The organism is Pseudomonas sp. WS 5411, assembly GCF_012985595.1.
Lineage (GTDB): Bacteria > Pseudomonadota > Gammaproteobacteria > Pseudomonadales > Pseudomonadaceae > Aquipseudomonas > Aquipseudomonas shahriarae.
Window position 1 is genome coordinate 82,714 of sequence record NZ_JAARMC010000007.1, and the last position, 26,924, is coordinate 109,637.

Sequence of the window (26,924 nt, forward strand, 5' to 3'; positions counted from 1 at the left end):
GCTAGATGTCCCTCAGTCGCGTCTCGGTCACCGCGGTGCGCAATCTGCACCCGGTGACCTTCTCTCCCTCCCCCCGCATCAATATCCTCCATGGCGCCAACGGCAGTGGCAAAACCAGCGTGCTGGAAGCCATTCACTTGCTGGGTTTGGCTCGTTCCTTTCGCAGCGCCCGCCTGTTACCCGTGATTCAGTACGAACAATTGGCGTGCACCGTGTTTGGCCAGGTTGAACTGGCGCAAGGCGGGCATAGTAGCCTGGGGATATCCCGTGATCGTCAAGGGGAGTTCCAGATCCGTATAGATGGGCAGAATGCGCGCAGTGCCGCACAACTGGCGGAAATCTTGCCCCTGCAATTGATCAACCCTGACAGCTTCCGCTTGCTGGAAGGTGCACCAAAAATCCGTCGGCAGTTCCTCGATTGGGGAGTGTTCCACGTGGAACCGCGGTTCATGGCCACGTGGCAGCGCCTGCAGAAGGCCCTGCGGCAGCGGAACTCATGGCTGCGGCATGGTACACTTGACGCCGCTTCGCAAGCGGCCTGGGACCGTGAACTGTGCCTGGCCAGCGACGAAATAGATGAATACCGCCGCACCTATATCAAAGCCTTGAAACCAGTCTTTGAACAGACCTTGAGTGAGTTGTTGGAACTCGAGGGCCTGACGCTGAGTTACTACCGTGGTTGGGACAAAGAGCGTGACTTGAGTGCAGTACTCGCCACCTCTTTGCAACGGGATCAGCAAATTGGCCACACCCAGGCAGGACCACAACGGGCTGATTTGCGCCTTAGGTTAGGCGCACATAATGCCGCGGATATCTTGTCCCGTGGCCAGCAGAAGTTGGTGGTGTGCGCGCTGCGTATCGCTCAGGGGCACTTGGTTAGCCAGGCCCGGCGCGGTCAGTGTATTTATCTGGTGGATGACTTGCCGTCCGAATTGGATGAGCAACACCGCCGCGCGCTATGCCGCTTGTTGGAAGACTTACGCTGCCAGGTATTTATTACCTGTGTAGACCACGAATTATTGAGGGAAGGCTGGCAGACGGAAACGCCAGTCGCTTTGTTCCACGTGGAACAAGGCCGTATCACCCAGACCCACGACCATCGGGAGTGAAGGCATGAGCGAAGAAAACACGTACGACTCGACCAGCATTAAAGTGCTGAAAGGTTTGGATGCCGTACGCAAACGTCCCGGTATGTACATTGGCGACACCGATGATGGTAGCGGTCTGCACCACATGGTGTTCGAAGTGGTCGACAACTCCATCGACGAAGCGCTCGCCGGTCATTGCGACGACATCAGTATCATCATCCATCCGGATGAATCCATCACCGTACGCGACAACGGTCGCGGCATTCCGGTAGATGTGCATAAAGAAGAAGGCGTATCGGCAGCAGAGGTCATCATGACCGTGCTGCACGCCGGCGGTAAGTTTGACGACAACTCCTATAAAGTCTCCGGCGGTTTGCACGGTGTAGGTGTGTCGGTGGTAAACGCCCTGTCGGAAGAACTGATCCTCACCGTTCGCCGCAGCGGTAAGATCTGGGAACAGACCTACGTGCATGGCGTGCCTCAGGCACCGATGGCAATCGTCGGTGATAGCGAAACCACCGGTACCCAGATTCACTTCAAGCCCTCGGCTGACACGTTCAAAAATATCCACTTCAGCTGGGACATCCTGGCCAAGCGGATTCGTGAACTGTCCTTCCTCAACTCCGGTGTGGGTATCGTCCTCAAGGATGAGCGCAGCGGCAAGGAAGAGCTGTTCAAGTACGAAGGTGGCCTGCGTGCGTTCGTTGAATACCTGAACACCAACAAGACTGCGGTCAACCAGGTGTTCCACTTCAACATCCAGCGTGAAGACGGCATCGGCGTGGAAATCGCCCTGCAGTGGAACGACAGCTTCAACGAGAACCTGTTGTGCTTCACCAACAACATTCCTCAGCGCGATGGCGGTACTCACCTGGTGGGTTTCCGTTCCGCACTGACGCGTAACCTGAACACCTACATCGAAGCTGAAGGCTTGGCGAAGAAGCACAAAGTCGCCACCACTGGTGACGATGCCCGTGAAGGCCTGACCGCGATTATTTCGGTCAAGGTTCCGGATCCGAAGTTCAGCTCCCAGACCAAAGACAAGCTGGTTTCTTCTGAAGTGAAGACCGCCGTCGAACAGGAAATGGGCAAATACTTCTCCGACTTCCTGCTGGAAAACCCCAACGAAGCCAAGCTGGTCGTCGGCAAGATGATCGACGCGGCGCGGGCTCGTGAAGCGGCGCGTAAAGCCCGTGAAATGACCCGCCGTAAAGGTGCACTGGATATCGCTGGCCTGCCGGGCAAACTGGCGGACTGCCAGGAGAAGGACCCTGCCCTTTCCGAACTGTACCTGGTGGAAGGTGACTCTGCTGGCGGTTCCGCCAAGCAGGGTCGCAACCGTCGCACCCAGGCCATCCTGCCGTTGAAGGGTAAGATCCTCAACGTTGAGAAAGCCCGTTTCGACAAGATGATTTCCTCTCAGGAAGTCGGCACCTTGATCACTGCCCTGGGCTGTGGCATTGGTCGCGACGAGTACAACATCGACAAGCTGCGCTACCACAACATCATCATCATGACCGATGCTGACGTCGACGGTTCGCACATCCGCACCCTGCTGCTGACCTTCTTCTTCCGTCAGTTGCCGGAGCTGATCGAGCGTGGCTATATCTACATCGCTCAGCCGCCGTTGTACAAAGTGAAAAAGGGCAAGCAAGAGCAATACATCAAAGACGACGACGCCATGGAAGAGTACATGACGCAGTCGGCCCTGGAAGACGCCAGCCTGCACTTGAACGACGAAGCCCCGGGCATCTCCGGTGGGGCGCTGGAGCGCCTGGTAAACGACTTCCGCATGGTGATGAAGACCCTCAAGCGTTTGTCGCGCCTGTACCCTCAGGAGCTGACCGAGCACTTCATCTACCTGCCGGCCGTGAGCCTGGAACAGCTGGGCGATCACGCAGCCATGCAGGATTGGCTGGCCCAGTACGAAGTGCGCCTGCGCACCGTCGAGAAGTCGGGCCTGGTGTACAAAGCCAGCCTGCGTGAAGACCGTGAACGTAATGTCTGGCTGCCAGAGGTCGAACTTATCTCCCACGGCCTGTCGAACTACGTCACCTTCAACCGCGATTTCTTCGGCAGCAATGACTACAAGACTGTGGTTACCCTCGGCGCGCAGTTGAGCACGCTGTTGGACGACGGCGCTTATATTCAGCGTGGCGAACGCAAGAAACAGGTCAAAGAGTTCAAGGAAGCCCTGGACTGGTTGATGGCAGAAAGCACTAAGCGTCACACCATCCAGCGCTACAAAGGTCTGGGCGAAATGAACCCGGATCAGCTGTGGGAAACCACCATGGACCCAGCCCAGCGTCGCATGCTGCGTGTGACCATCGAAGACGCCATTGGCGCGGACCAGATCTTCAACACCCTGATGGGTGATGCGGTCGAGCCACGTCGTGACTTCATCGAGAGCAATGCCTTGGCAGTGTCCAACCTGGACTTCTGATAACGCCATTGCGAAACCAAAAAAGGCCAACGTTTAACGTTGGCCTTTTTTATTGCCCAGATTTCGGGCGCTTCCAAAATGCTCCACGTGGAACATCGGCTATGCCGTAGCTGCGGTTACGCTCTCCAACCGGTAGCCATATCCATAGATGGTCAGCAACTGCCAACCCCGCTCTGGCGTAAGCCCCAGCTTGTTCCGCAGCCGATAGATATGGGTATCCAACGGTCGTGAAGACACCATCTCTTCATGGGTCCAGAAGCGTTCGTAGAGGTATTCCCGGGACAGCGGGCGAGCCAGGTTGGCAAACAGACAGCGTGCCAGGCGGTACTCCCGTTCGGTCAGGTTGATGGGACTGCCGGCGCGGGTGACGGTCAGTTCGGCATCGTCGAAGGTCAGGTCATTGAAGATCAACACTTCAGTGGCCGCAGATTTCTGCAGGCCGTGACGACGCAACACTGCACTCACCCGTGCTTTCAGTTCGTTCGGCCGAAATGGCTTACTGACATAGTCATCTGCGCCACTGTTCAACGCCTGGACGATATCGCTCTCGGCATCGCGGCTGGTGAGCATGATCACGGGAGGCGGCGCTTCCATGTGTTCACGGGTCCAGCGCAGGATGGCGATACCACTCAGGTCCGGCAGTTGCCAATCGAGCACCAAGAGGTCGAAGGTTTCCCGACGCAACTGGCGCAGCAGGTCTTCGCCGCGCTCGAAGCAATGCAGCGTCCATGGCTGCTCCGAGGCACTTGGGATTTGTCGCAGTGTCTGTTCCACCCGCCGCAATTCGGCAGGTTCGTCATCCAGTATCGCGACACGCATGGCAGGGTCCTTTCTTCTTGAAGAGTATTGCAACGGTTGAGGAGAGCGTACTGGTTCACCATTGAATCTGAACAATTATGGCCAGTTTCTCATGCCCCTCGCATCTCTCGGTACGCTGATATCAGATAGCCCTAAGGCCTTTAAACATCGTGTACCCAGCTGGAAAGATACCGGCTCAAGCCCCTCAGGAAAAGGATCAATGGCAATCAGGTTTTATGCACTGTCGGGACACGTGAGTCTCGTGCAGAAGGTCAGAGTGTGGGGAAAGATGTTGATACTGGTTGCGGCAACGGGTTTTGGGACGGAAATGGTAGATGCATGCAGTCCGGCACAGTCTGCGCCACTTGACGAAATTTCAGTGTACGCCGAGCCCGTAGACGGTCTTGGTTACGCTGGGCTCAGAGAGGTGGACGCCCCTCAGGCTTTTCAACACGGAAGTGTGCTCGACCAGGACCAACGTTGGATCTTCTGAATCTGAACAAATATTGCGCTACCGCCCTATGCACCACTCTTGTAGGTAAATTCTCTTTCGCTGAGTGACACACAGGGAGGGCGTGCGCGGGAAGCGCGCTCGATACAGGGACGTATTATCTGTAGACCGTGGTTCGCTACGGGCTGCTGTCGGAGGAATGTGAGGGACAGTATTTCTTCGATGTACATCCGGTTCGGCATCGTCGATCCGGCAGACACAGGGATGTGTCACCCTTCCTATTGCCTCATCCCTTCTACTACGGCTTTCGAGTTCGATGCGTCATCGGGTATCGTAGGCAAGCTTCAAGGTCCTGCCGCCGCAAGACGCTTTCTGAACGTACAGTCTGACGGACTTTTAGAACTAGAACCTTGATGAGTGCCATGACCCTCTTTCCTCGCCACTATTCCCTTTCTTCCCTGCTGGGCTCAAGCCTGGCCCTGGCGCTGGTTATCAACAGCCCGCAAATTCTGGCCAAGCCTGCACCTGTGCGTGCGCCCTACATTGATGACAACCTGATGTGCCGGGCACAACCGCTGCCGGCAGTGGTCCAGCACCTCAACGGTGAAGCCTGGAAGCTGGATGCCAAGGGCCGCCCCAGTGTGCTGGAAGAAGGCATGCTGATTGATGAACAGGAAAGCGTAAAAACCTCGCCGTCGGCGTTTGTCAGCCTGTTGCTGGGCGATGGTTCGCGGATTGTCCTGCCTTCCAGCTCGGAGGTGCGTTTGCACCTGGTGGAAGAACAGGCGATTCCCCAGGTGATCCTGCAACAAGGCCAGGTCGAGGCCTACGTGCTCAAGCGTACCAGCGACTATGACCGTTTTCAGATCGTGACACCCGTCGGCGTGCTCGGCGTGCGCGGCACGCATTTTCGTGTGCGTAACGACGATCAGCAATCGGTTGTAGAGGTGCTCAACGGCCAAGTGGCCGCCAGCCGCACCGAGCCGCTGCCCGTGGGCCGACAGGCCAAGAAAAAACCGCAGACGGGCCCGATTGAAGGTGAACTGAAGGTCGGTGCCCGACAAGGGGTTTTGCTCAAGCAGCAGGGCGAGTTGAAGACCATCGACCTATTGCCCGCCCCGCGTCTGATGGGCCAGGACGGCCAGAAAGGCGATGCGCCGGTCTGGACATTGTTCCTGCACCCGCAACCGGGTGCCCAGCGCTACCGTGCGCAAGTGGCCACCGATAAAACGTTCATGAATATCAAGCAGGAAAACTTCTCCAGTGAACCGCGCTTGAGCTTCACTGGACTCAAGGCCTCGTTTTATCACGTGCGCGTGTCGGCCTTTGATGAACAAGGACTGGAAGGAGAGGCAGGCGTTTATGACATCTTCTATTACCCCCCTGCCACCCGTGTGCAGTAGTACGCGGTGAAGTGGTGGCGCCGGGCTGAACAACGTCAGCCGACCCAGGCCCAACGCCTGTTCAACGGGTTGGTCCGGGAATGGCTGTGGATCAGCCTGCTGCTGCTACCAATGACGGCCCTGCTGTCCCTGAGTCCTGGGCTTTCCTTCAATAACCCGCTGTATGACAGCCTGCGGCGTCTGACGCCGTTGCCGGTGGACTCACGCATTCTGCTGGTGACCATTGATGACATGAGTCTCAAGGCGCTTGGCCAATGGCCGTGGTCGCGCCACCTGCATGCTGACCTGATTGACCGACTGAGTGCCGCCAAACCCGCCGGGATCCTGCTCGATGTGATCTTCAGCGAACCTGCGCGCGAGCCTGCCAATGATCAACGCCTGGCCCAGGCCATCTGCAATGCCGGCAATGTCCTGCTGCCGTTGATTCGCGAAGGCACGCCGCGCCTGGGGCAACCCCTCACGCAAATCCTCCCCGTGCAGCCCCTGCGTGATTGTGCCAGGGGGGTCGGCCATATCAACGTGGAAGCTGATAGCGACGGCATTGTGCGCAGCCTTTACTTGCGTGAGGGGCCGCCGGGGCAATTGGTCCCGCAGTTGGCGTGGCTGGCCTTCGAGCTGACTGGCCAGCCTGCGGATATGCCGGGGCTGTCAGTATCTTCTGATGCAACCGATTGGCAGCGGGACAACGCCATCCGCATTCCGTTTATCGCCGCCGACCATGGCTTTCCCAGCGTGCCGTACGTCAGCGTTCTGCGTGGCGAGGTCCCGGCTCAATTGCTGCGTGATCGGATCATCCTGGTGGGAGCGACCGCGCCGGGCATGGGCGATCGCTATGTGACGCCGCTTTCGGCCAGTGTCGGCACCACACCGGGCGTCGAGATCCAGGCCAATATCCTCAACGGGCTGCTGCAGGATCGCAGCATTACCGTCTTGCCTGGCTGGTTGGCCACCCTGCTGTCCACCTCGTGGGTGGCCTTACTGTTGGGCCTGCTGTTGTTGCGCCCGCGTTATGCCCTGTGGCTGACCCTGGGCTGCATGGGAGGTGCCCTCCTCGCTTCCTGGGGCATGTTGCGCCTGGGGCTCTGGTGGTCGCCAGCGGCCACGCTGATCGGCATGCTGCTGGGCTATCTGGTCTGGAACTGGCGCCGCCTGAGCGTAATCCTTGCCTACTTCGGCTGGGAACTGGCGCGCCTCGACAGCGAGCCCAAGGTGCTGCCGGAACGTCGTCGTGCCGCCGTCAGCAAGGGGGACGTGTTGCAGGGTCGTATCGTGGCCCTGGAGCAAGCCGTCAGCCGTACCCGCGATACCCGGCGTTTTATGGCCGATGGCCTGGAATGCCTGCCCGTGGCTACGCTGATTACCGATCCCGCAGGGGAGATCCTGCTGGCCAATCGGATCGCCCGTGATGTGTTTGGCAACGAGCTGATTGCCGAGAACCTGCTGGAGCAATTGACGGCATTGGGCTATCCACCGCTGCAGGGGCAGGTACGCCCGCCGCTGTCGGCCCTGGAAATTGTCGAGTTCCGCGATATTCAGCAACGCAGCCTGCGCCTGGAACTGGCCCCGCTGTTACCCGCTGACGGTGATGTGGCGCTGGGTTGGCTGTTGAGCCTGACCGACCTGAGTATCGAACGCGACGCCCAGCAGCAGCGCGAAACCCTGCTGCGGTTTCTCTCCCACGACTTGCGTGCACCCCATTCGGCAATCCTCGCGTTGCTGGATGTGCAGCGTCATGAAGCCTCAGACGTTGCGCTGGTATTTACCCAGATCGAACAGCAAGTGCGACGGGCATTGAATTTGACCGAATCGTTCGTTCAATTGGCCAAGGCCGAGTCCGATGGTTATCAGTTGGAGCCCAGCCTGTTTGCCATGTTGGTGCTCGACGCGTTTGACCAGGTGGTGCTGCTGGCCCAATTGAAAAATATCCAATTGGTTCATGACCTGGACGCGGCCGGTGAGGAAATGGTCCTGGCGGATCAATCGTTACTCACCCGTGCCTTGTTCAACCTGATGGAGAATGCGATCAAGTACAGCCCAGCCGGCACCACGGTGACGGTGCGCCTCGAACGCAACGAGCAATGGCTGACCTGTCACATCCAGGATCAGGGCTCCGGTATCGCGGCCGAGGAGCTTCCTGAACTGTTCAGCCAATACCGGCGGTTTGTTTCGGCTCAGGGCAGCGAAGGGTTGGGGTTGGGACTGAGCATGGTCAAGGCGGTAGTGGACCGCCATGGCGGCCGGATCGACTGTGAGAGTGTGGTCGGTCAAGGCACGGTTTTCAGTCTGCGACTGCCGTTGTGGGAAGAGTCAAACGGCTGTGCATAAAAAACCGGCCACGAGGGCCGGTCTTCAACGGTCGAAAAAACTTATGCACGTTTTTCGGTGTTTTATTAGCTTAAGAAATATGTAATAAAATCATAAGCCTACAAGCTAAAAAACGCACTTTGCCAACAAACCGTACACAGGTTATCCACAGAACGTCAGGTCACCGGCTGGTCTTCTGCAACCGGCACTGGCGGCAGCGAACCCATGGCCCGTTGCTGCGCTTCATTCCAGACGGCAGCGCGGTCATTGAGTGCCGCGATTGCACGCGGTCCTTCCCCTTCGGCATACATCGGTTCGCCGATCACCACGGTGATGGTGCCTTTACGCTTGGCCCAGCCTTCCTTGGGCCAGAACTTGCCGGCATTGTGAGCAATCGGCAGCACTGGCAGGTTGGCGTTGACCGCCAATGCCGTACCGCCCCGGGAGAACTTGCCTACAGTGCCAAAGGGCACGCGGGTGCCTTCCGGGAAGATCAGTACCCACACCCCATCCTTGAGCAGCTCGTCACCCTTCTTCGCCACATGCTTGAGCGCGGCCTTGGGGTTGTCGCGGTCGATGGCAATCGGTCGCAGCATGGCCATGGCCCAGCCAAAGAACGGTACGAACAGCAACTCACGCTTGAGCACCTGGCTCAGGGGCGAGAAATACGCAGAAAGGAAGAACGTCTCCCAAGTGCTCTGGTGGTTCGACAGGATCACGCAGGGCTGGTCCGGGACATTCTCGGCACCCTTGACCTCGAAACGGATGCCCAGAAACACCTTGCTCAGCCACAACGCACAGCGGCACCAATAGACGTTGATAAAGCGATAGCGCGCCTTGAACGGCAAAAAGGGCGCAATAAAAAAGCTCAGGGTGCACCAGAGAAACGAACTGGTGCCCAGCAGCAGGTAAAAGAAGAAGGTTCTGATGGCCTGCAAAATCGACATGGCAGCATTTACCGTTGCGGGACAACGCCCGCCTGTTAAAAGTGCACTCCCGAACAATCCTTGGTCAGGAAGTCGAGGGCGACTAGTTGTTGATAAGTTCTGCGGCAACCGCCGCCAGATCGTCAAAAATCAAGGTGCCTACCGGCAGGTTTTTCGCCTGGGTCTTGTCGCCTTTCCCGGTCTTTACCAAAACTGGCTGAGAGTCGACGGCTTTGGCCGCCTCCAGGTCACCGAGACTGTCCCCGACGAACCATATCCCAGCCAGGGGCACCTTGTAATGTTCTGAAATGATTTTCAACATGCCAGGCTTGGGTTTGCGGCAATCGCAGCCCTCATCCGGCCCGTGGGGGCAGTACACCACCAGCCCCACCTCACCGCCCTGCTCCGCCACCAACGCGCGCAGGCGCGCATGCATGGCGTCCAGGGTGGCGATGTCGTAGTAGCCGCGGGCAATGCCGGACTGGTTGGTAGCAATGGCTACCGTCCAGCCGGCCTTGCTCAACTGCGCGATGGCCTCGATCGAGCCGGGCAGTGGGATCCACTCCTCCACCGACTTGATGTAGGCGTCGGAGTCGTAGTTGATCACCCCGTCCCGATCGAGAATCAGCAGTTTCAACATGATCAGCTCAGCGTCGAAATGTCAGCGATATTGACGAACAAGCCGCGCAGGCGCGCCAGCATGGCGTAGCGGTTTTTCCGCACGCTGGCATCTTCGGCATTGATCATCACCGCTTCGAAGAACGCATCCACCGGCTCACGCAAGGTAGCCAGGCGCGCCAGTGCTTCGGCGTAGTTGCGCTCGGCGATCAGCGGCTTCACGGCGTTTTCTGCCTTGGCGATAGCCGAGTTCAGCGAGAACTCCTTGGCATCGGCAAACAGGCCAGGGTCGACATCCGCATTGCCCAGGCCTTCGGCCTTGCTCAGCAGGTTCGACACGCGCTTGTTCACGGCAGCCAGGGCGTCGGCTTCCGGCAGCTTGCGGAACGCTTGTACGGCTTGCACACGCTGGTCGAAGTCCAGTGCCGAGCCGGGTTGCAGGGCACGTACCGACAGGTAGACGGAAACGTCCACGCCTTCGTCTTCGTAGCGCGCACGCAGGCGGTCGAATACGAACTCCAGCACTTGCTCGGCCAGGCCGGCTTGCTTGACCTTGCTACCAAACTGGCCGACGGCAAATACCACGGCCTGGGTCAGATCGAGGTCCAACTGCTTGTCGATCAGGATGCGCAGCACGCCCAGGGCCGCACGGCGCAGGGCATACGGGTCTTTGCTGCCGGTCGGCAACATGCCGATGCCGAAGATACCGACCAGGGTGTCCAGCTTGTCAGCGATGGCCACCGCGGCACCGGTCAGGGTGGTCGGCAGCTCGGCGCCAGCACCGCGCGGCATGTACTGCTCGTTCAGGGCCAGGGCGACGTCTTCAGGCTCGCCGTCATTGAGCGCGTAGTAGTAACCGGCAACGCCTTGCATTTCCGGGAACTCGCCGACCATCTCGGTAGCCAGGTCGCATTTGCACAGCAGGCCCGCACGTGCCGCCAGGGTGGCGTCGCCGCCAATGCGTGGCGCGATATAGGCCGCCAGCTTGGAAACCCGCACAGCCTTGTCGTAGACGCTGCCCAGCTTCTCTTGGAACACCACGTTTTGCAGGCGCAGGTTGAAGTCTTCGAACTTCTGCTTCTTGTCTTGCTTGAAGAAGAACTCGGCGTCAGTCAGGCGCGGGCGCACGACTTTCTCGTTACCGGCGATGATCTGCTGCGGGTCCTTGCTCTCGATGTTGGCCACGGTGATAAAGCGCGGCAGCAACTTGCCGTCCACATCCAGCAGGCAGAAATACTTCTGGTTGTCCTGCATGGTGGTGATCAGGGCTTCTTGCGGCACATCGAGGAAGCGCTCTTCGAACGAGCACACCAGCGGTACCGGCCATTCAACCAGCGCGGTCACTTCGTCGAGCAGGCTTGGCGGCACGATGGCCGTGCCTTCCTGCAGGCGGGCCAGCTCTTCGGTGCGCTTGCTGATCAGCTCGCGACGCTCGTTGGCATCCGCCAGCACATAGGCTGCACGCAGGTCGTTGAGGTAGTTGGCCGGCGAAGTGATGCGCACGTTTTCCGGGTGGTGGAAGCGGTGGCCACGGGAGTCGCGGCCGGCCTTCTGGGCCAGGATAGTGCAGTCGATGACTTGATCACCGAGCAGCATCACCAACCATTGGGTCGGACGTACGAATTCTTCCTTGCGTGCACCCCAGCGCATGCGCTTGGGGATCGGCAGGTCATTGAGGGAATCTTCAACGATGGTCGGCAACAGGCTGGCGGTTGGCTTGCCCTTGATGACCTGGCTGAAACGCAGTTTCGGGCCGCTCTGGTCGATCTCGCTCAGCTCGACGCCACACTTCTTGGCAAAACCAAGGGCTGCCTGGGTCGGGTTGCCTTCGGCATCGAAAGCGGCCTGGCGTGGCGGGCCGTCGAGGTTGATGTTGCGGTCCGGCTGCTGGGTTTCCAGCGCGGTCAGCAATACCGCCAGGCGACGTGGCGCGGCGTAGACCTTCTTGGCTTCAAACTTCAGGCCGGCAGTCTGCAGGCCTTTTTCGATACCGGCCAAAAATGCATCGGCCAGGGTGTTCAGGGCCTTGGGTGGCAGCTCTTCGGTGCCCAGTTCAACCAGGAAATCTTGAGCACTCATTGTGCAGCCTCCAGCTTAGCCAACACTTCATCACGCAGGTCCGGGGTTGCCATCGGGAAGCCCAGCTTGGCGCGAGCCAGCAGGTAGGCTTGGGCGACGGAACGCGCCAGGGTGCGTACACGCAGGATGTATTGCTGGCGCGCGGTTACCGAGATGGCACGGCGGGCGTCCAGCAGGTTGAAGGTGTGGGATGCCTTCAGGACCATTTCGTAGCTCGGCAACGGCAGCGGCTGATCCAGTTCGATCAGGCGCTTGGCTTCGCTTTCGTAGAAGTCGAACAGTTCGAACAGCTTCTCGACGTTGGCGTGTTCGAAGTTGTAGGTCGACTGCTCCACTTCGTTCTGGTGGAACACATCGCCGTAGGTCACTTTGCCGAACGGGCCGTCAGCCCACACCAGGTCGTAGACCGAGTCCACGCCTTGCAGGTACATGGCCAGGCGCTCGAGACCGTAAGTGATCTCGCCGGTCACCGGGTAGCACTCGATGCCGCCCGCTTGCTGGAAGTAAGTGAACTGCGTGACTTCCATGCCGTTGAGCCAGACTTCCCAGCCCAGGCCCCAGGCGCCGAGCGTTGGCGATTCCCAGTTGTCTTCGACGAAACGAATGTCGTGGACCAACGGGTCCAGGCCGACATGTTTCAGCGAGCCCAGGTACAGCTCCTGGAAGTTGTCCGGGTTTGGCTTGAGGACGACCTGGAACTGATAGTAGTGCTGCAGGCGGTTGGGGTTTTCGCCGTAGCGGCCGTCAGTCGGGCGACGACTGGGCTGCACATAAGCGGCGTTCCAGGTTTCCGGGCCGATGGCCCGCAGGAATGTTGCGGTGTGGAAAGTGCCGGCGCCTACTTCCATATCGTAGGGCTGAAGTACCACACAACCTTGCTCGGCCCAGTATTGCTGGAGGGCGAGGATCAAGTCTTGGAAGGTACGCACGGCTGGCGTAGGCTGGCTCACAAAATTCACCTGTTACTTGGGCTGCGATTTAAAGGGCGGGAGTATACCCGATTCGGCCCCGCCACCACTCCCTGGAGCCTTATGCCACGCTGCTTTTGGTGTTCTGAAGATCCGCTGTACATGGCTTATCACGATCAAGAGTGGGGAACGCCGCTGCGCGATGCGCAGGGTTTGTTCGAGTTGCTTTTGCTCGAAGGGTTCCAGGCGGGCCTGTCCTGGATCACCGTTTTACGCAAACGCGAGCATTATCGAAAGGTCTTGTTCGGTTTTGATCCAACGCGCCTGGCGCAGTTGAGCGATGCCGAGATCGAGCAGTTGATGCTCGACCCAGGCATTGTGCGCAACCGCTTGAAACTCAATGCCACCCGGCGCAATGCCGCGGCCTGGCTGGCGCTGGAGGATCCGGTGGGGTTGCTCTGGTCGTTTGTCGGCGGCGTGCCCAAGGTCAATCATTTCAAGGATCGCAGCCAGGTCCCGGCGATTACGCCAGAGGCCGAAGCCATGAGCAAAGCCCTCAAGAAAGCCGGTTTTACGTTCGTCGGCCCGACTATCTGCTACGCCTTCATGCAGGCCTCAGGCATGGTCATGGACCACACCCAGGACTGCGACCGTTACGCGGACTTGGTCAACGCCGGTTAGAATGGCCGCTTTGCGCACCACACACGATCAGGAGTGACCTGTGGAAAAGTTAAAAGGCGCCTTGCTGGTAGGCGCTCTGCGATTGTTTGCCCTGCTGCCCTGGCGCGCTGTGCAAGCCGTGGGTTCGGCGATTGGCTGGATCATGTGGAAAACCCCCAACCGCTCCCGCGACACGGTGCGGATCAACCTCTCCAAGTGTTTCCCGGACATGGACCCGGCTGAGCGTGAGCGCCTGGCGGGCCAGAGCCTGATGGATATCGGCAAGTCCCTGACCGAAAGCGCCTGCGCCTGGATCTGGCCGGCCCAGCGCTCCATCGACCTGGTGCGCGAAGTCGAAGGCCTGGAAGTGCTGCAGCAAGCCTTGGTCTCGGGCAAAGGCGTGGTCGGCATCACCAGCCACCTGGGCAACTGGGAAGTGTTGAACCACTTCTATTGCAGCCAGTGCAAACCGATCATTTTCTACCGCCCGCCCAAGCTCAAGGCAGTGGATGACCTGCTGCGCAAGCAACGCGTGCAACTGGGCAACCGGGTGGCGGCGTCGACCAAGGAAGGCATCCTCAGCGTGATCAAGGAAGTGCGCAAGGGCGGCCAGGTGGGGATTCCCGCGGATCCGGAGCCGGCGGAATCGGCCGGGATTTTCGTACCGTTCTTCGCCACCCAGGCGCTGACCAGCAAGTTCGTGCCGAACATGCTCGCCGGCCATAAGGCGGTGGGTGTGTTCCTGCATGCCCTGCGGCTGCCGGACGGCTCGGGCTACAAAGTGATCCTGGAAGCGGCGCCGGAAGACATGTACAGCACCGACACGGCCACCTCCTGCGCGGCGATGAGCAAGGTGGTGGAGCGTTATGTCGGCGCCTACCCGAGCCAGTACATGTGGAGCATGAAGCGCTTCAAGAAACGCCCGCCAGGCGAGGCGCGTTGGTACTGATTCGCGACTGACTCAAGGTCGATGCAAAACCAATGTGGGAGCGGGCTTGCTCGCGAATGCAGAGTCTCAGTCACTGAATGTGTAGCTGATACACCGCATTCGCGAGCAAGCCCGCTCCCACATTTGTGATCTCCATTCAGGCTTGGCGATCGAGTTTTTTCAGGAACACCGTCATCTCTTTCTCGGCCTGCTTGTCGCCGTGGGCCTGGGCCGCTGTAATCCCCTGCTCCCATGCCTGGCGTGCTGCGCTTTTATCGCCCAGCGCAGCGTGTGCCTTGCCCAGCAGCTTCCACGCCGCCGAATACTTCGGGTCAAACCCGACGCACCTCTGCAAATGCTCGGCCGCCTTGGCGTTGTCTTTCAGGTCCAGGTAACCCTTGCCCAAGCCAAAGCGCAGCAGCGAGTTATCCACACCCTTGGCGAGCATTTTTTCCAGGGATTCGAGCATGTCGGTCTCTCCGTCAGATCAGAAAAAGCTCAACCCCACGTGGAACAGCTTCTCCACATCGCGGATATGTTTTTTATCCACCAGGAACAGAATCACATGGTCACCCGTGGCGATCACCGTGTCGTCATGGGCGATGATCACTTCTTCATCGCGGATGATCGCGCCAATGGTGGTGCCCGGTGGCAAACCGATATCGCGAATCGCCCGGCCGATCACCTTGCTCGACTTGGAGTCACCATGGGCAATCGCCTCGATGGCTTCCGCCGCGCCGCGGCGCAATGAGTGCACGCTGACGATATCGCCGCGCCGCACGTGGGCCAGCAAAGTGCCGATGGTGGCCAGTTGCGGGCTGATGGCAATGTCGATGTCGCCGCCCTGGATCAGGTCCACATAGGCCGGGTTGTTGATGATGGTCATCACCTTCTTCGCCCCCAGCCGCTTGGCCAGCAGCGATGACATGATGTTGGCCTCGTCATCGTTGGTCAGGGCCAGGAAGATATCCGCGTCGGCGATATTTTCTTCCATCAGCAGGTCACGATCCGACGCGCTGCCTTGCAGCACCACCGTGCTGTCGAGGGTATCGGACAAGTAGCGGCAGCGCGCCGCGTTCATCTCGATGATCTTCACCTGGTAGCGGCTTTCGATGGCCTCGGCCAGGCGTTCGCCAATCTGCCCGCCGCCGGCGATGACAATGCGCTTGTAGCTCTCGTCGAGCCGGCGCATTTCGCTCATCACGGCACGGATATTGGCCTTGGCGGCGATGAAGAAGACTTCGTCGTCGGCTTCGATCACCGTGTCGCCCTGGGGCAGGATCGGCCGGTCGCGGCGGAAAATCGCGGCTACGCGGGTTTCCACATTCGGCATATGTTCGCGCAGCTGGCGCAGTTGCTGGCCCACCAGCGGCCCGCCGTAGTAGGCCTTGACCGCCACCAGTTGCGCCTTGCCTTCGGCAAAGTCGATCACCTGCAGCGCACCGGGGATTTCGATCAGGCGCTTGATGTAGTGGGTGACCACCTGCTCCGGGCTGATCAGCACGTCCACCGGAATCGCGTCGTTGTCGAACAGCCCGGCGCGGGTCAGGTAGGCCGCTTCACGCACCCGGGCGATCTTGGTCGGGGTGTGGAACAGGGTGTGAGCGACCTGGCAGGCGACCATGTTGGTCTCGTCACTGTTGGTCACCGCCACCAGCATGTCGGCATCGTCGGCACCGGCCTGACGCAACACAGTGGGGAACGAGGCGCGGCCCTGGACCGTGCGGATATCCAGGCGGTCACCCAGGCCACGCAGGCGTTCGGCGTCGGTGTCGACCACAGTAATGTCGTTGGCTTCACTGGCCAGGTGCTCGGCCAGCGTACCGCCGACCTGCCCTGCGCCGAGGATGATGATCTTCATCCGGTCACTCCCTTAAAAATCATTCAACCGCGTGCAGCGGCAATCTTGATCAGCTTGGCGTAATAGAAGCCATCGTGCCCGCCTTCCTGCGCGAGCAACTGGCGGCCGTGGGGCTGCTTGATGCCGGCGGTGGTGGCAATGTCCAACTCCCGCGCGCCGCTGGTGCGGGCGAGGAAGGCTTCGATCACTTCGGTGTTTTCGGTCGGCAACGTCGAGCAGGTGGCGTAGAGCAGGATGCCACCGACCTCCAGCGTCGGCCACAACGCGTCCAGCAACTCGCCTTGCAGCACAGCCAGGGCGGCGATGTCGTCGGGTTGGCGGGTCAGCTTGATATCCGGATGGCGGCGGATAACACCGGTGGCGGAACATGGCGCATCCAGCAGGATGCGCTGGAACGGCTTGCCATCCCACCAGGTGGCGGTGTCGCGCCCATCGGCGGCAATCAGCTCGGCGTCCAGGCCCAGGCGAGCAAGGTTTTCGCGCACGCGTACCAGGCGCTTGGCTTCCAAGTCGACGGCGACGACGCCGGCCAGGCCGGGCTCGACTTCCATGATGTGACAGGTCTTGCCGCCCGGCGCGCAGCAGGCGTCCAGCACCCGTTGGCCCGGCGCCAGGTCAAGCAGGTCGGCGGCCAGTTGCGCGGCTTCGTCCTGCACGCTGATCCAGCCTTCGGCAAAGCCTGGCAGGCTGCGCACATCGCCTGCGGTCTCCAGCACGATGCCGTCCTGGCTGTACACACAGGCGCTGGCATTGATGCCGGCCTCTGCCAGTAATTGGAGATAGGCATCGCGGCTGTGATGGCGACGATTGACCCGCAGAATCATTGGCGGGTGGGCATTGTTGGCAGCGCAGATGGCTTCCCACTGCTCTGGCCAGAACGCCTTGAGGGATTTTTGCAGCCAGCGCGGGTGCGCAGTGCGCACTACCGGGTCGTGTTCGAGCTCGGCCAGCAACCCCTCGCTTTCGCGCTGGGCGCGGCGCAGCACGGCATTGAGCAAGGCCTTGGCCCATGGCTTTTTCAGTTTGTCGGCGCAGCCTACGGTTTCGCCGATGGCGGCGTGGGCCGGCACCCGGCTATAGAGCAATTGGTACAGCCCCACCAGCAGCAACGCCTCGACGTCGGCATCGGCGGCCTTGAACGGCTTTTGCAGCAGCTTGGCCGCCAGCGCCGACAGACGCGGCTGCCAGCGGGCGGTGCCAAAGGCCAGGTCCTGGGTGAAGCCGCGATCACGGTCTTCGACTTTATCCAGTTGCACCGGCAACGAGCTGTTCAGGGAAGCCTTGCCGTTGAGCACGGCGGCCAGGGCCTTGGCGGCGGCCAAACGCGGGTTCATCAAGCGTCCACTCCGAGGATGATGCCGGGGGCAAATTTCTCACGACGGCTGTTGAACAAATCACTGAAGTTCAGCGCCTTGCCACCGGGCAATTGCAGACGGGTCAGACACAGTGCCTGTTCGCCGCAGGCCACCAGCAGGCCTTCCTTGCTGGTGCCGATGATTTCACCGGGGGCGCCGCTGCCTTCGGCCAGGGTGGCGGCGAGGACTTTCAAGGCTTCGCCATTGAGGGTGCTGTGGCAGATCGGCCACGGGTTGAAGGCGCGTACCAGGCGCTCCAGCTCCACGGCCGGGCGGCTCCAGTCGATGCGTGCTTCGTCCTTGTTCAGCTTGTGGGCGTAGGTGGCGAGGCTGTCGTCCTGCACTTCACCCTGCAAGGTGCCAGCAGCGAGGCCGGCAATCGCCTCTACCACCGCAGGCGGGCCCATCTCGGCCAGGCGGTCGTGCAGGCTGCCGCCGGTGTCTTGTGCGGTGACGGGCGTGGTGACCTTGAGCAGCATCGGCCCGGTGTCCAGGCCGGCTTCCATGCGCATCACGGTCACGCCGCTTTCGGCGTCACCGGCTTGCACCGCGCGCTGGATCGGCGCCGCACCGCGCCAGCGCGGCAGCAGCGAGGCATGGCTGTTGATGCAGCCCAGGCGCGGGATATCCAGCACCGCCTGGGGGAGGATCAGGCCGTAGGCCACCACCACCAGCAGGTCCGGCTGCAGCGCGGCCAGTTCAGCCTGGGCCTCGGCATTGCGCAGGGTTGGCGGTTGCAGCACGACAATGCCGTGTTCCAGGGCAAGCTGCTTGACCGGGCTGGGCATCAGTTTTTGCCCACGGCCGGCCGGGCGATCCGGCTGGGTGTACACCGCGACGATTTCATAAGGGCTGGCAAGCAGGGCCTTGAGGTGTTCGGCGGCAAATTCAGGGGTGCCGGCAAAAACGATGCGCAGTGGCTCGGTCATGGGAAACGTCTCACAAAAGAAAAAGGCTTGCCGGAGCAAGCCTTTGAAAGAAGGGAATCAAGCTTGCTGGCGATGCTTCTTTTCCAGTTTCTTCTTGATCCGGTCGCGTTTGAGCGTGGACAGGTAATCGACAAACAGCTTGCCGTTGAGGTGGTCGCACTCATGCTGGATGCACACCGCCAACAGGCCTTCGGCAATCAGCTCGAAGGGTTTGCCATCGCGGTCCAGGGCCTTGATCTTGACGCGCAGCGGGCGCTCGACGTTCTCGTAGAACTCCGGCACCGACAGGCAGCCTTCCTGGTATTCGCCCATCTCGTCGGTCAACGGCTCGAACTCCGGGTTGATGTACACCCTCGGTTCGCTGCGGTCTTCGGACAGGTCCATGACCACCACGCGCAGGTGCACGTTGACCTGGGTCGCGGCGAGGCCGATGCCCGGTGCTTCATACATTGTTTCAAACATGTCATCGACCAACTGACGAACCTTGTCGTCCACTACGGCCACCGGTTTGGCGATAGTGCGCAGGCGCGAGTCCGGGAATTCGAGGATGTTCAAAATAGCCATAAGCGTAATTGCTGCACATGTGAGGTAAAGGCAAATCGGCGTCGGGACACCCGCACGGCCGGTGTGAAACGCTCGCAGGCCGCGAAGGCCAGGCATTTCACGCGAACCCACATAATAAAGGAGATTGCCCCCATGAGGAAATCGCTACTCGTCTTCAAAACAGGCGGCCCGGTTGGGCGGCAATAACCAGTTGCAATAATTAGCCTGCTAAAGAAGTTACCAACAGAGTTATCCACAGCTTGTTCCTGATCAAGGATGATCATATGTCAGTCATTCATACTCCGAATATTTCCCCTGCCGAGCTCGAAGCCCGCCTGCGTTTGCACCGTATGCCGGAGCTGGGGCCAAGGCGTTTTAAAACATTGATCGAGGCCTTTGGCTGCGCCTCAAAAGCCATCGGCGCGCCAGCCAGTGCCTGGCGCTCCCTGGGATTGCCGGCGGCCTGCGCCGAAGCCCGGCGCAGTGCGCAAGTGCGTGATGGCGCCAGCGCCGCATTGGCCTGGCTAGAGCGCCCGGCCCAGCATTTGTTGATGTGGGACCAGCCCGACTACCCAGCCTTGCTGGCCGAACTGGACGATGCGCCGCCGTTATTATTCGTGGCCGGCACGCCCACGATCCTGGAAAAACCGCAGTTGGCCATGGTCGGCAGCCGACGCGCTTCGCGCCCCGGAATGGACACGGCGGCAGCCTTTTCCCGCAGCCTGGCGAGCGCCGGTTTTGTCATCACCAGTGGGTTGGCCCTGGGAATTGATGGGGCCGCCCATCAGGCGGCATTAGATGTCGGAGGGCAGACTATCGGGGTGCTGGGCACCGGCCTGGAAAATTTTTATCCACAGCGCCACCGCCGGCTCGCCGAGGCAATGATTGCTCAGGGCAGCGCGGTGGTTTCCGAGTTTCCGCTGGACGCCGGGCCTCAGGCTGGAAACTTCCCACGACGCAACCGCATTATCAGTGGTCTGTCCCTGGGCGTGCTGGTGGTGGAAGCCAGCGTGGCCAGCGGCTCGCTGATTACCGCGCGGCTGGCCGCCGAGCAGGGGCGCGAGGTGTATGCGATACCGGGCTCGATTCATCATCCGGGGGCCCGGGGCTGCCATCAGTTGATCCGTGACGGTGCGGTGTTGGTGGAAACCATCGAACACATTCTTGAAGGGTTGCGCGGCTGGCAGGCGTTGTCGCGGCCCGCGCCGGTGGCCGTGACCCACCCGCTGGTGGCGCTGCTGCACGCGGCGTCCCAGACCAGTGAAAGTTTGGCCATTGCCAGCGGGCAAAGCCTGTCCCAGGTGTTGGTGAGCCTTACCGAACTGGAGCTGGAGGGCCGGGTGATCTGTGAAAGCGGCCGCTGGCTCGCGCGCAGTTAGGTTTTGTTACGAAGATCGGTAAACTGCGCAGAGCTTTAGTCCGGAGAGTGAGTAATGGTCAACAGGTGGCGTGTGCAACAAGCCGCACGAGAAGTTCGCGCAGGCGCGGTGATTGCCTATCCGACCGAGGCCGTGTGGGGCCTGGGCTGCGACCCGTGGAACGAAGAAGCGGTGGATCGCCTGCTGGCGATCAAGGGCCGCTCGGTGGATAAGGGCTTGATCCTGGTCGCCGACAATATCCGGCAATTCGATTTTCTATTCGAAGACTTCCCGGACACCTGGATCGACCGCATGGCCAGTACCTGGCCGGGGCCCAACACCTGGCTGGTCCCCCACCAGGACCTGCTGCCTGAATGGATTACCGGTAAGCACGACACGGTAGCGTTGCGGGTCACTGATCACCCTCTGGTGCGGGATTTGTGTTCGCTGGTGGGGCCACTGATCTCCACCTCGGCCAACCCCCAGGGCCGGCCGGCGGCGCGCACGCGGATCCGGGTAGAGCAGTATTTCCGGGGGCAGGTAGACCTGGTGCTGGGGGGGCGTCTGGGTGGGCGCAAGAACCCTAGTTTGATTCGGGATCTGGCGACGGGCGAGGTTCGGCGCCCGTCCTGAGACCCAGGCGTGGCTATCGCGAGCAAGCTCGCTCCCACATTCGACCGATTTCCAGCATGGGAATGCGCTCGAATGTGGGAGCGGGCTTGCCCGCGATAGCGGTCTGCCAAACCACCGAGATCCTATGGCAACAAAATGGTCGACCCCGTCGTCCGCCGCCCCGACAACTCCACCTGCGCCTTCGCCGCGTCCGCCAGGGAATACCGCTGGTTGATATCTATGCGCACCTTGCCGCTTTCGATCATGCCAAACAGATCGTCAGCCATGGCCTGTAGGTTCTGTGGCGTATTGGCGTAGGTCGCCAGTGTTGGCCGGGTGACATACAGCGAGCCTTTGGCGGCCAGAATCCCCAGGTTCACCCCCTCCACCGCGCCCGACGCATTGCCGAAACTCACCAGCAGGCCACGGGGCGCGACGCTGTCCAGCGAGGCGAGCCAGGTGTCCTTGCCGACGCCGTCGTACACCACCGGGCACTTCTTGCCGTCAGTCAGTTCCAGCACCCGCTGTGGGACATTTTCCTGGCTGTAGTCGATGGTTTCCCAGGCGCCGAGGGATTTGGTCAGGGCGGCTTTTTCCGGCGAACTGACCGTCCCGATCAGCTTCACGCCCAGGGCCTTGGCCCATTGGCAGGCCAGGGAGCCGACGCCGCCGGCAGCGGCGTGGAACAGGATGGTTTCGCCGCCTTTCAACTCATAGGTCTGGCGCAGCAGGTACTGCACGGTCAGGCCCTTGAGCATGGCGCCGGCGGCTTGCTCGAAGCTGATGGCGTCCGGCAGGTGCACCAGGTTGGCCGCCGGCAACACATGCAGCTCGCTGTACGCACCCAGAGGGCCGCTGCCGTAGGCCACGCGGTCGCCGACCTTGAACTGGCTGACTTCGCTGCCCACCGCATCCACCACGCCCGCGCCTTCTGCGCCCAGGCCCGAGGGTAGGGCCGGCGGTGCGTACAAGCCGCTGCGGTAATAGGTGTCGATGAAGTTCAGGCCAATGGCCTTGTTCCGCACCCGGACCTGCTGTGGGCCTGGTTCCGCTGGCGTGTAGTCCACATACTCAAGTACTTCGGGGCCGCCATGGGCGCTGAACTGGATACGTTTGGCCATCTGCTCTCTCCTCAAGTCTGTTTCGCCAAAGGCTCCTATCGGACTCTTATGCTTGATCTTCGTCAACTGTGGCAGCGCCCGGCGCGGTGGTATCCTGTGCGCCCTTTGCCGCCGACGCCCAATGGCCTCGCGTAGCTTTGCCCGATTCAAGGTGATGCCATGACTACCCGCACCGAGGCTGTAAAAGCCTACCTGCTCGACCTGCAAGACCGCATTTGCAGCGCCCTGGAAACCTTCGAGGCCGATACGCGCTTTATCGAAGACGCCTGGACGCGCCCAGCCGGCGGCGGTGGCCGCACGCGGGTAATCGAGAACGGGAGCGTGATCGAAAAAGGCGGCGTTAACTTTTCCCACGTGTTCGGCAGCGGCCTGCCACCGTCCGCCAGTGCCCACCGCCCGGAGCTCGCCGGTCGCGGTTTTGAGGCCCTCGGCGTGTCCCTGGTGATCCACCCGCATAACCCCCATGTGCCGACGTCCCACGCCAACGTGCGATTTTTCATCGCCGAGAAAGAAGGCGAAGAGCCGGTGTGGTGGTTCGGTGGCGGCTTCGACCTGACGCCCTACTACGCCAACGAAGAAGACTGCATCCACTGGCACCGCGTGGCCGAGCAGGCCTGTGCGCCATTTGGCGCGGACGTTTACCCGCGCTACAAGGCCTGGTGCGACAGCTACTTCCACATCAAGCACCGCAACGAGCCCCGGGGCATTGGCGGCCTGTTCTTCGATGACTTGAACGAGTGGGACTTCGACACCTGCTTCGCCTTTATCCGCGCCATTGGCGACGCCTACAGCGACGCTTACCTGCCGATCGTCCAGCGTCGCCAGGCGATGGCCTACACCGAGCAGCAGCGCCAGTTCCAGGAATTCCGCCGTGGGCGCTACGTGGAATTCAACCTGGTCTACGACCGTGGCACGCTGTTCGGCCTGCAATCGGGCGGGCGTACCGAGTCGATCCTGATGTCGCTGCCACCGCAAGTGCGCTGGAGCTATGACTGGAAGGCCATTGCCGGCAGCGAAGAAGCGCGCCTGACCGACTACTTCCTGCAAGACCGTGACTGGCTCGGCCTTGCTGCGCCCAAGGCGGCCAGCTGATGGATCGTTATGTGGTGTTCGGCAACCCCATCGGCCACAGCAAGTCGCCGCTGATTCATCGCCTGTTTGCCGAGCAGACCGGCGAGGCGCTGGACTACAACACGCTGCTGGCGCCGCTCGAGGATTTCACCGGCTGTGCCCGTGAATTTTTCCTGCAAGGGCGCGGTGCCAACGTCACCGTGCCATTCAAGGAAGAGGCCTACCGCCTGGCCAACGCCCTGACCGAGCGTGCGCAGCGCGCAGGCGCGGTGAATACCCTGAGCAAGCTGGCCGATGGCAGTCTGTTGGGCGACAACACCGATGGCGCCGGCCTGGTGCGCGACTTGACCGTCAACGCCGGCCTGAGCCTGGCGGGCAAGCGCATCCTGCTGCTCGGTGCCGGCGGCGCGGTACGCGGCGCCCTGGAACCACTGCTGGCGCAACAGCCGGCCTCGCTGGTTATCGCCAACCGCACCGTGGAAAAAGCCGAGCGGCTGGCCGAACTGTTCGATGACCTGGGGCCGGTGTCTGCCAGCGGTTTCGATTGGCTGAGTGAACCGGTGGACCTGATCATCAACGCCACTTCGGCCAGCCTGTCAGGCGATGTACCGCCGATTGCCGGCAGCCTGGTCGAACCGGGCAAGACCTTTTGCTACGACATGATGTACGCCAAGGAGCCGACCGCATTCTGCCGCTGGGCCACTGAACACGGTGCGGCGATGGCAATGGATGGCTTGGGCATGCTGGTGGAGCAGGCGGCGGAAGCCTTCTACCTGTGGCGCGGGGTGCGGCCGGATTCGGCGCCGGTGCTGGCTGAACTGCGCAAACAACTGGCGGCTAACTGATTCTAATGTAGGAGCTGGCCAGCCAGCTCCTACAGTTTTTGACCGTGTCAGTCTTCGAAAAGGATCGGGCACTTGTCGGCCCCCTCCAGCTTCCTCAACTCCTCCACCACTTGCGGCCGGGCCCGGCGCAACGTCAGGCTGCGCCCCAGGCCCCGCAATCGCCGCGCCTCCTGGTGCAGCATCTCCACCCCGGAATAGTCGATAAAGTTGATCTGCTGCGCCTCGATCACCACCCGCTGGCCTTGCAGGCGCTGCAAGCGCACTTGCAGGTAATGGCTGGCGCCAAAGAAGATCGAGCCACCGACCCGCAGCACATCGTCTTCCCCATCGCGCCATTGCTGGACCCGTGGCTGTGAGGTGCGCTTGAGGTAGAAGAACAACGATGCCAGCACGCCGGCATAGATTGCCGTTTGCAGCTCCAGCAGCAAGGTAGCCAGGCAGGTCAGGCCCATCACCACACACTCGGCACGGCTGACCCGCCACAGTGCGCGGATGCCACGATGGTCCACCAGGCCCCAGCAGATCAGCAGAATGCTGGCGGCCATACTCGGGATCGGGATATGCGCAATCAACGCCGCGCCAAACAGCGCAAACAGTGCCACCCATAACGCCGAAAACACCCCCGCCAGCGGCGAACAGGCGCCCGCCTCGTAACTCAGGCCCGAGCGGGTGAAGGAACCGGCCGACAGGTAGCCGGAGAAAAATCCGCCGACGATATTGGATAACCCTTGGGCACGTACTTCCTGATTGGCATCGAGCAGTTGTTGCGAGCGCGCCGACAGCGAGCGGCCAATCGACAGGCTGGTCACCAACCCCAGCATGCCCACCGCCACGGCACTGGGTAGCAGGCGCAGGATCATGTCCAGGTCCAGCGGCAACGGGCTGAACGGCGGCAGTTGGCCAACAAATGAGCTGACCCGCGCCACATGCCCGAACATCGCCGGCCACACCCACGTCGCCAGGCTGCCCAGGGCCAGGGCAATCAACAAGTTCGGCCAGCGCGGTACGCAGTATTTAAGCAGCACGCCCACCAGCAAGGTGCCCAGGCCAAGGGCCAGTGACGGGCGATCCCACTCGCCGCCGTGGTCGATCAGCGCCAGCAGGCTGTTGATCGCCGTGGCCTGGCTGGGCAGGTCGAGCCCCAGCAGGTTCGGCAACTGGCCCAGGGCGATGACCACTGCCGCGCCGAGGGTGAAGCCGAGGACGACTGAATGGGAGACGAAATTGACCAGCGCACCAAAGCGCAGTATGCCCAATAGCCATTGGAATACGCCGGCAAGCAAGGTCAGTAACAGAATCAGGGTGATGTAGTCCTGCGAGCCCGGCACCGCCAGCGGGCTGATGCTGGCGTAGAGCACGATGGAAATCGCCGCCGTCGGACCGCAGATCAAATGCCAGGACGAACCCCACAGGCAGGCAATCAGCACCGGGATGATTGCCGCATACAAGCCGTATTCGGGGGGCAGGCCGGCGATCAGGGCGTAGGCGATGGATTGCGGCAAGGCCAGCACCGCGCCGCTGAGGCCGACCAACGCATCCCGGCCGACGCTGGCGCGGGTCTGGCGCGGCAGCCAGCGCAGGAAGGGGAAGAGTGTATGGGGCCGGGGCATTGGGCAGCTCAGGTCAAAAAAGTTTGAGTCAGGGTATCAGCACAAACACTGCCCTGTGGGCGCTGGCTTGTGTGGGCGCTGTCAAAGCCTGGCCTTGACCGCCGCCAATGCCTCCTGGCCATCCAGGGTTTTGACTCCCTCCAGCCACTGCTCCAGCACCGCCGGATTGGCCTTGATCCATGCCTTCGCCGCGTCGGCATTGCTGACCTTGTTGTTCGCCACCTCGGCCATGATGCTGTTCTCCATGTCCTGGGTAAACGTCAGGTTGGTCAGCAGTTTCGCCACATTCGGGCAGGCTTGTGCATAACCCTTGCGGGTCAGGGTGTACACGCTGCCGGTGTCGCCGAAGTATTTTTCGCCGCCCTTGAGGTAGCGCATCTTCAACTGCACGTTCATCGGGTGAGGCGTCCAGCCGAGGAAGGTGACGAAACGCTCGCGCTTCACCGCCCTGGACACCTCGGCGAGCATCGCCTGCTCACTGGATTCGATCAGCTTCCACTGGCCGAGGTCGAAGTCGTTTTTCTTGATGATCTCTTGCAGCGACAGGTTGGCCGGCGCGCCGGAGCCGATGCCGTAGATCTTCTTGTCGAACTTGTCGGCGAATTTATTCAGGTCGGCAAAATCATGCACGCCGGCCTCCCACACATAGTCCGGCACCGCGAGGGTGAACTCGGTGCCCTCGAGGTTTTTCGCCAGTTGCACCACGTCGCCATTGGCCACGAACTTGTCGTAGAAGCCCTGCTGCGCCGGCATCCAATTCCCCATAAACACATCCACCTGGCCGTCCTTGAGCCCGCCAAAGGTGATCGGCACCGCCAGGGTATCGACCTTGGCCTTGTAACCCATGCCGCTCAGTAAAAAACCAGTGATGGCGTTGGTGGCGGCAATATCGCTCCAGCCGGGGTCGGCCATTTTTACCGTCTCGCAACGGGCGTCGGCGTACACCTGGCTAGCACTCAATAGCAGTACGGCACTCACGGCTGTGGATAACTTTTGCATGGCCTTCCCCTCAC

At 61.0% G+C, this 26,924-nt stretch carries 24 protein-coding genes; 10 read left to right on the forward strand and 14 right to left on the reverse strand.

Annotation, left to right across the window (positions count from 1 at the left end):
* The first annotated feature begins 5 nt into the window (after positions 1–5).
* Together recF and gyrB are read left to right on the forward strand one after the other, a co-directional pair.
* Positions 6–1,109, forward strand: coding sequence for a DNA replication/repair protein RecF (gene recF / locus HBR93_RS13075; RefSeq protein WP_029290195.1), 1,104 nt, complete (start codon positions 6–8; stop codon positions 1,107–1,109).
* A gap of 4 nt (positions 1,110–1,113) precedes the next feature.
* The gene (gene gyrB / locus HBR93_RS13080; protein WP_057957871.1) at positions 1,114–3,531 is read left to right on the forward strand and encodes a DNA topoisomerase (ATP-hydrolyzing) subunit B; all 2,418 of its coding nucleotides are present in this window, start codon (positions 1,114–1,116) and stop codon (positions 3,529–3,531) included.
* Between the two features lie 99 nt (positions 3,532–3,630).
* On the opposite strand, the gene HBR93_RS13085 is transcribed toward gyrB, so the two are convergent.
* Positions 3,631–4,350, reverse strand: a complete 720-nt coding sequence (locus tag HBR93_RS13085; protein WP_057439289.1) for a response regulator transcription factor — start codon at positions 4,348–4,350, stop codon at positions 3,631–3,633.
* An 843-nt stretch (positions 4,351–5,193) separates the two neighbouring features.
* Here HBR93_RS13085 and HBR93_RS13090 point away from each other — a divergent pair.
* Together HBR93_RS13090 and HBR93_RS13095 are read left to right on the forward strand one after the other, a co-directional pair.
* The gene (locus HBR93_RS13090) at positions 5,194–6,183 is read left to right on the forward strand and encodes a FecR domain-containing protein (protein WP_057439287.1); all 990 of its coding nucleotides are present in this window, start codon (positions 5,194–5,196) and stop codon (positions 6,181–6,183) included.
* A gap of 6 nt (positions 6,184–6,189) precedes the next feature.
* Positions 6,190–8,508: a CHASE2 domain-containing protein gene (locus tag HBR93_RS13095; protein WP_057957874.1), complete on the forward strand. Its 2,319-nt coding sequence runs from the start codon at positions 6,190–6,192 to the stop codon at positions 8,506–8,508.
* Positions 8,509–8,663: 155 nt separating this feature from the next.
* Here HBR93_RS13095 and HBR93_RS13100 read toward each other — a convergent pair whose 3' ends face one another.
* The 4 genes from HBR93_RS13100 to glyQ all read right to left on the reverse strand — a co-directional run bounded on the left by HBR93_RS13100 (position 8,664) and on the right by glyQ (position 13,060).
* Positions 8,664–9,434, reverse strand: coding sequence for a lysophospholipid acyltransferase family protein (locus HBR93_RS13100; protein WP_169960445.1), 771 nt, complete (start codon positions 9,432–9,434; stop codon positions 8,664–8,666).
* Between the two features lie 82 nt (positions 9,435–9,516).
* Entirely contained in the window at positions 9,517–10,056 is a 540-nt protein-coding gene (gene gmhB, locus HBR93_RS13105) for a D-glycero-beta-D-manno-heptose 1,7-bisphosphate 7-phosphatase (protein WP_169960480.1), read from the reverse strand.
* Positions 10,056–12,110: a glycine--tRNA ligase subunit beta gene (gene glyS / locus HBR93_RS13110; protein WP_169960446.1), complete on the reverse strand. Its 2,055-nt coding sequence runs from the start codon at positions 12,108–12,110 to the stop codon at positions 10,056–10,058. Before glyS ends, gmhB begins: the two co-directional genes overlap by 1 nt.
* Entirely contained in the window at positions 12,107–13,060 is a 954-nt protein-coding gene (gene glyQ, locus HBR93_RS13115) for a glycine--tRNA ligase subunit alpha (protein ID WP_003213601.1), read from the reverse strand. The genes glyS and glyQ overlap by 4 nt, the downstream gene beginning before the upstream one ends.
* An 81-nt stretch (positions 13,061–13,141) precedes the next feature.
* On the opposite strand from glyQ, the gene tag reads away from it, so the two are divergent.
* Positions 13,142–13,699, forward strand: coding sequence for a DNA-3-methyladenine glycosylase I (gene tag / locus HBR93_RS13120; protein ID WP_169960447.1), 558 nt, complete (start codon positions 13,142–13,144; stop codon positions 13,697–13,699).
* 40 nt (positions 13,700–13,739) lie between these two features.
* Positions 13,740–14,627: a lysophospholipid acyltransferase gene (locus HBR93_RS13125; RefSeq protein WP_169960448.1), complete on the forward strand. Its 888-nt coding sequence runs from the start codon at positions 13,740–13,742 to the stop codon at positions 14,625–14,627.
* 136 nt (positions 14,628–14,763) lie between these two features.
* Here HBR93_RS13125 and HBR93_RS13130 read toward each other — a convergent pair whose 3' ends face one another.
* The 6 genes from HBR93_RS13130 to HBR93_RS13155 are packed head-to-tail and all read right to left on the reverse strand — an operon-like array spanning position 14,764 to position 19,578.
* Entirely contained in the window at positions 14,764–15,075 is a 312-nt protein-coding gene (locus tag HBR93_RS13130) for a hypothetical protein (RefSeq protein WP_057439283.1), read from the reverse strand.
* Positions 15,076–15,093: 18 nt separating this feature from the next.
* Positions 15,094–16,467 carry a Trk system potassium transporter TrkA gene (gene trkA, locus HBR93_RS13135; protein ID WP_057957876.1) on the reverse strand — a complete coding sequence of 458 codons (1,374 nt, stop codon included), beginning with the start codon at positions 16,465–16,467 and terminating at the stop codon, positions 15,094–15,096.
* Positions 16,468–16,490: 23 nt separating this feature from the next.
* Positions 16,491–17,801 carry a 16S rRNA (cytosine(967)-C(5))-methyltransferase RsmB gene (gene rsmB / locus HBR93_RS13140; protein WP_115127074.1) on the reverse strand — a complete coding sequence of 437 codons (1,311 nt, stop codon included), beginning with the start codon at positions 17,799–17,801 and terminating at the stop codon, positions 16,491–16,493.
* On the reverse strand, positions 17,801–18,751 hold the full coding sequence (fmt, locus tag HBR93_RS13145) for a methionyl-tRNA formyltransferase (RefSeq protein WP_169960449.1): 951 nt from the start codon (positions 18,749–18,751) through the stop codon (positions 17,801–17,803). The genes rsmB and fmt overlap by 1 nt, the downstream gene beginning before the upstream one ends.
* Positions 18,752–18,808: 57 nt before the next feature.
* Positions 18,809–19,315 (reverse strand): peptide deformylase, encoded by a 507-nt coding sequence (gene def, locus HBR93_RS13150; RefSeq protein ID WP_005783383.1) that lies wholly within the window; start codon positions 19,313–19,315, stop codon positions 18,809–18,811.
* Complete coding sequence (locus tag HBR93_RS13155) at positions 19,303–19,578, reverse strand: hypothetical protein (RefSeq protein WP_128593095.1); 276 nt, start codon at positions 19,576–19,578, stop codon at positions 19,303–19,305. Before HBR93_RS13155 ends, def begins: the two co-directional genes overlap by 13 nt.
* On the opposite strand from HBR93_RS13155, the gene dprA reads away from it, so the two are divergent.
* On the forward strand, positions 19,579–20,673 hold the full coding sequence (gene dprA, locus HBR93_RS13160) for a DNA-processing protein DprA (RefSeq protein WP_169960450.1): 1,095 nt from the start codon (positions 19,579–19,581) through the stop codon (positions 20,671–20,673).
* A 54-nt stretch (positions 20,674–20,727) separates the two neighbouring features.
* Positions 20,728–21,285, forward strand: coding sequence for an L-threonylcarbamoyladenylate synthase (locus tag HBR93_RS13165; RefSeq protein ID WP_057957880.1), 558 nt, complete (start codon positions 20,728–20,730; stop codon positions 21,283–21,285).
* Between the two features lie 122 nt (positions 21,286–21,407).
* Here the strand turns inward: HBR93_RS13165 and HBR93_RS13170 are convergent, their stop codons facing one another.
* Positions 21,408–22,385 (reverse strand): NADPH:quinone reductase, encoded by a 978-nt coding sequence (locus HBR93_RS13170; RefSeq protein ID WP_169960451.1) that lies wholly within the window; start codon positions 22,383–22,385, stop codon positions 21,408–21,410.
* 159 nt (positions 22,386–22,544) lie between these two features.
* Here HBR93_RS13170 and hemF point away from each other — a divergent pair, with 159 nt between their 5' ends.
* Together hemF and aroE are read left to right on the forward strand one after the other, a co-directional pair.
* Positions 22,545–23,477 carry an oxygen-dependent coproporphyrinogen oxidase gene (gene hemF, locus HBR93_RS13175; protein ID WP_169960452.1) on the forward strand — a complete coding sequence of 311 codons (933 nt, stop codon included), beginning with the start codon at positions 22,545–22,547 and terminating at the stop codon, positions 23,475–23,477.
* A complete protein-coding gene (gene aroE, locus HBR93_RS13180) occupies positions 23,477–24,301 on the forward strand; it encodes a shikimate dehydrogenase (RefSeq protein WP_169960453.1) in 825 nt (274 codons plus the stop codon). The genes hemF and aroE overlap by 1 nt, the downstream gene beginning before the upstream one ends.
* Before the next feature lie 47 nt (positions 24,302–24,348).
* Here the strand turns inward: aroE and HBR93_RS13185 are convergent, their stop codons facing one another.
* Complete coding sequence (locus tag HBR93_RS13185; protein ID WP_169960454.1) at positions 24,349–25,911, reverse strand: SulP family inorganic anion transporter; 1,563 nt, start codon at positions 25,909–25,911, stop codon at positions 24,349–24,351.
* 81 nt (positions 25,912–25,992) lie between these two features.
* Complete coding sequence (gene choX, locus HBR93_RS13190; RefSeq protein ID WP_169960455.1) at positions 25,993–26,910, reverse strand: choline ABC transporter substrate-binding protein; 918 nt, start codon at positions 26,908–26,910, stop codon at positions 25,993–25,995.
* Positions 26,911–26,924 lie beyond the last annotated feature (14 nt).

Coding starts and splice junctions, on each gene's coding strand:
- HBR93_RS13090 (WP_057439287.1), top strand. CDS start 5,194: ATGAGTGCCATGACCCTCTTTCCTCGCCACTATTCCCTTTCTTCCCTG.
- HBR93_RS13170 (WP_169960451.1), bottom strand. CDS start 22,385: ATGGCCAAACGTATCCAGTTCAGCGCCCATGGCGGCCCCGAAGTACTT.
- hemF (WP_169960452.1), top strand. CDS start 22,545: ATGACTACCCGCACCGAGGCTGTAAAAGCCTACCTGCTCGACCTGCAA.
- HBR93_RS13165 (WP_057957880.1), top strand. CDS start 20,728: ATGGTCAACAGGTGGCGTGTGCAACAAGCCGCACGAGAAGTTCGCGCA.
- rsmB (WP_115127074.1), bottom strand. CDS start 17,801: ATGAACCCGCGTTTGGCCGCCGCCAAGGCCCTGGCCGCCGTGCTCAAC.
- recF (WP_029290195.1), top strand. CDS start 6: ATGTCCCTCAGTCGCGTCTCGGTCACCGCGGTGCGCAATCTGCACCCG.
- aroE (WP_169960453.1), top strand. CDS start 23,477: ATGGATCGTTATGTGGTGTTCGGCAACCCCATCGGCCACAGCAAGTCG.
- dprA (WP_169960450.1), top strand. CDS start 19,579: ATGTCAGTCATTCATACTCCGAATATTTCCCCTGCCGAGCTCGAAGCC.
- HBR93_RS13155 (WP_128593095.1), bottom strand. CDS start 19,578: ATGATCATCCTTGATCAGGAACAAGCTGTGGATAACTCTGTTGGTAAC.
- def (WP_005783383.1), bottom strand. CDS start 19,315: ATGGCTATTTTGAACATCCTCGAATTCCCGGACTCGCGCCTGCGCACT.
- choX (WP_169960455.1), bottom strand. CDS start 26,910: ATGCAAAAGTTATCCACAGCCGTGAGTGCCGTACTGCTATTGAGTGCT.
- HBR93_RS13130 (WP_057439283.1), bottom strand. CDS start 15,075: ATGCTCGAATCCCTGGAAAAAATGCTCGCCAAGGGTGTGGATAACTCG.
- HBR93_RS13185 (WP_169960454.1), bottom strand. CDS start 25,911: ATGCCCCGGCCCCATACACTCTTCCCCTTCCTGCGCTGGCTGCCGCGC.
- trkA (WP_057957876.1), bottom strand. CDS start 16,467: ATGAAGATCATCATCCTCGGCGCAGGGCAGGTCGGCGGTACGCTGGCC.
- gyrB (WP_057957871.1), top strand. CDS start 1,114: ATGAGCGAAGAAAACACGTACGACTCGACCAGCATTAAAGTGCTGAAA.
- HBR93_RS13085 (WP_057439289.1), bottom strand. CDS start 4,350: ATGCGTGTCGCGATACTGGATGACGAACCTGCCGAATTGCGGCGGGTG.
- fmt (WP_169960449.1), bottom strand. CDS start 18,751: ATGACCGAGCCACTGCGCATCGTTTTTGCCGGCACCCCTGAATTTGCC.
- HBR93_RS13100 (WP_169960445.1), bottom strand. CDS start 9,434: ATGTCGATTTTGCAGGCCATCAGAACCTTCTTCTTTTACCTGCTGCTG.
- glyS (WP_169960446.1), bottom strand. CDS start 12,110: ATGAGTGCTCAAGATTTCCTGGTTGAACTGGGCACCGAAGAGCTGCCA.
- tag (WP_169960447.1), top strand. CDS start 13,142: ATGCCACGCTGCTTTTGGTGTTCTGAAGATCCGCTGTACATGGCTTAT.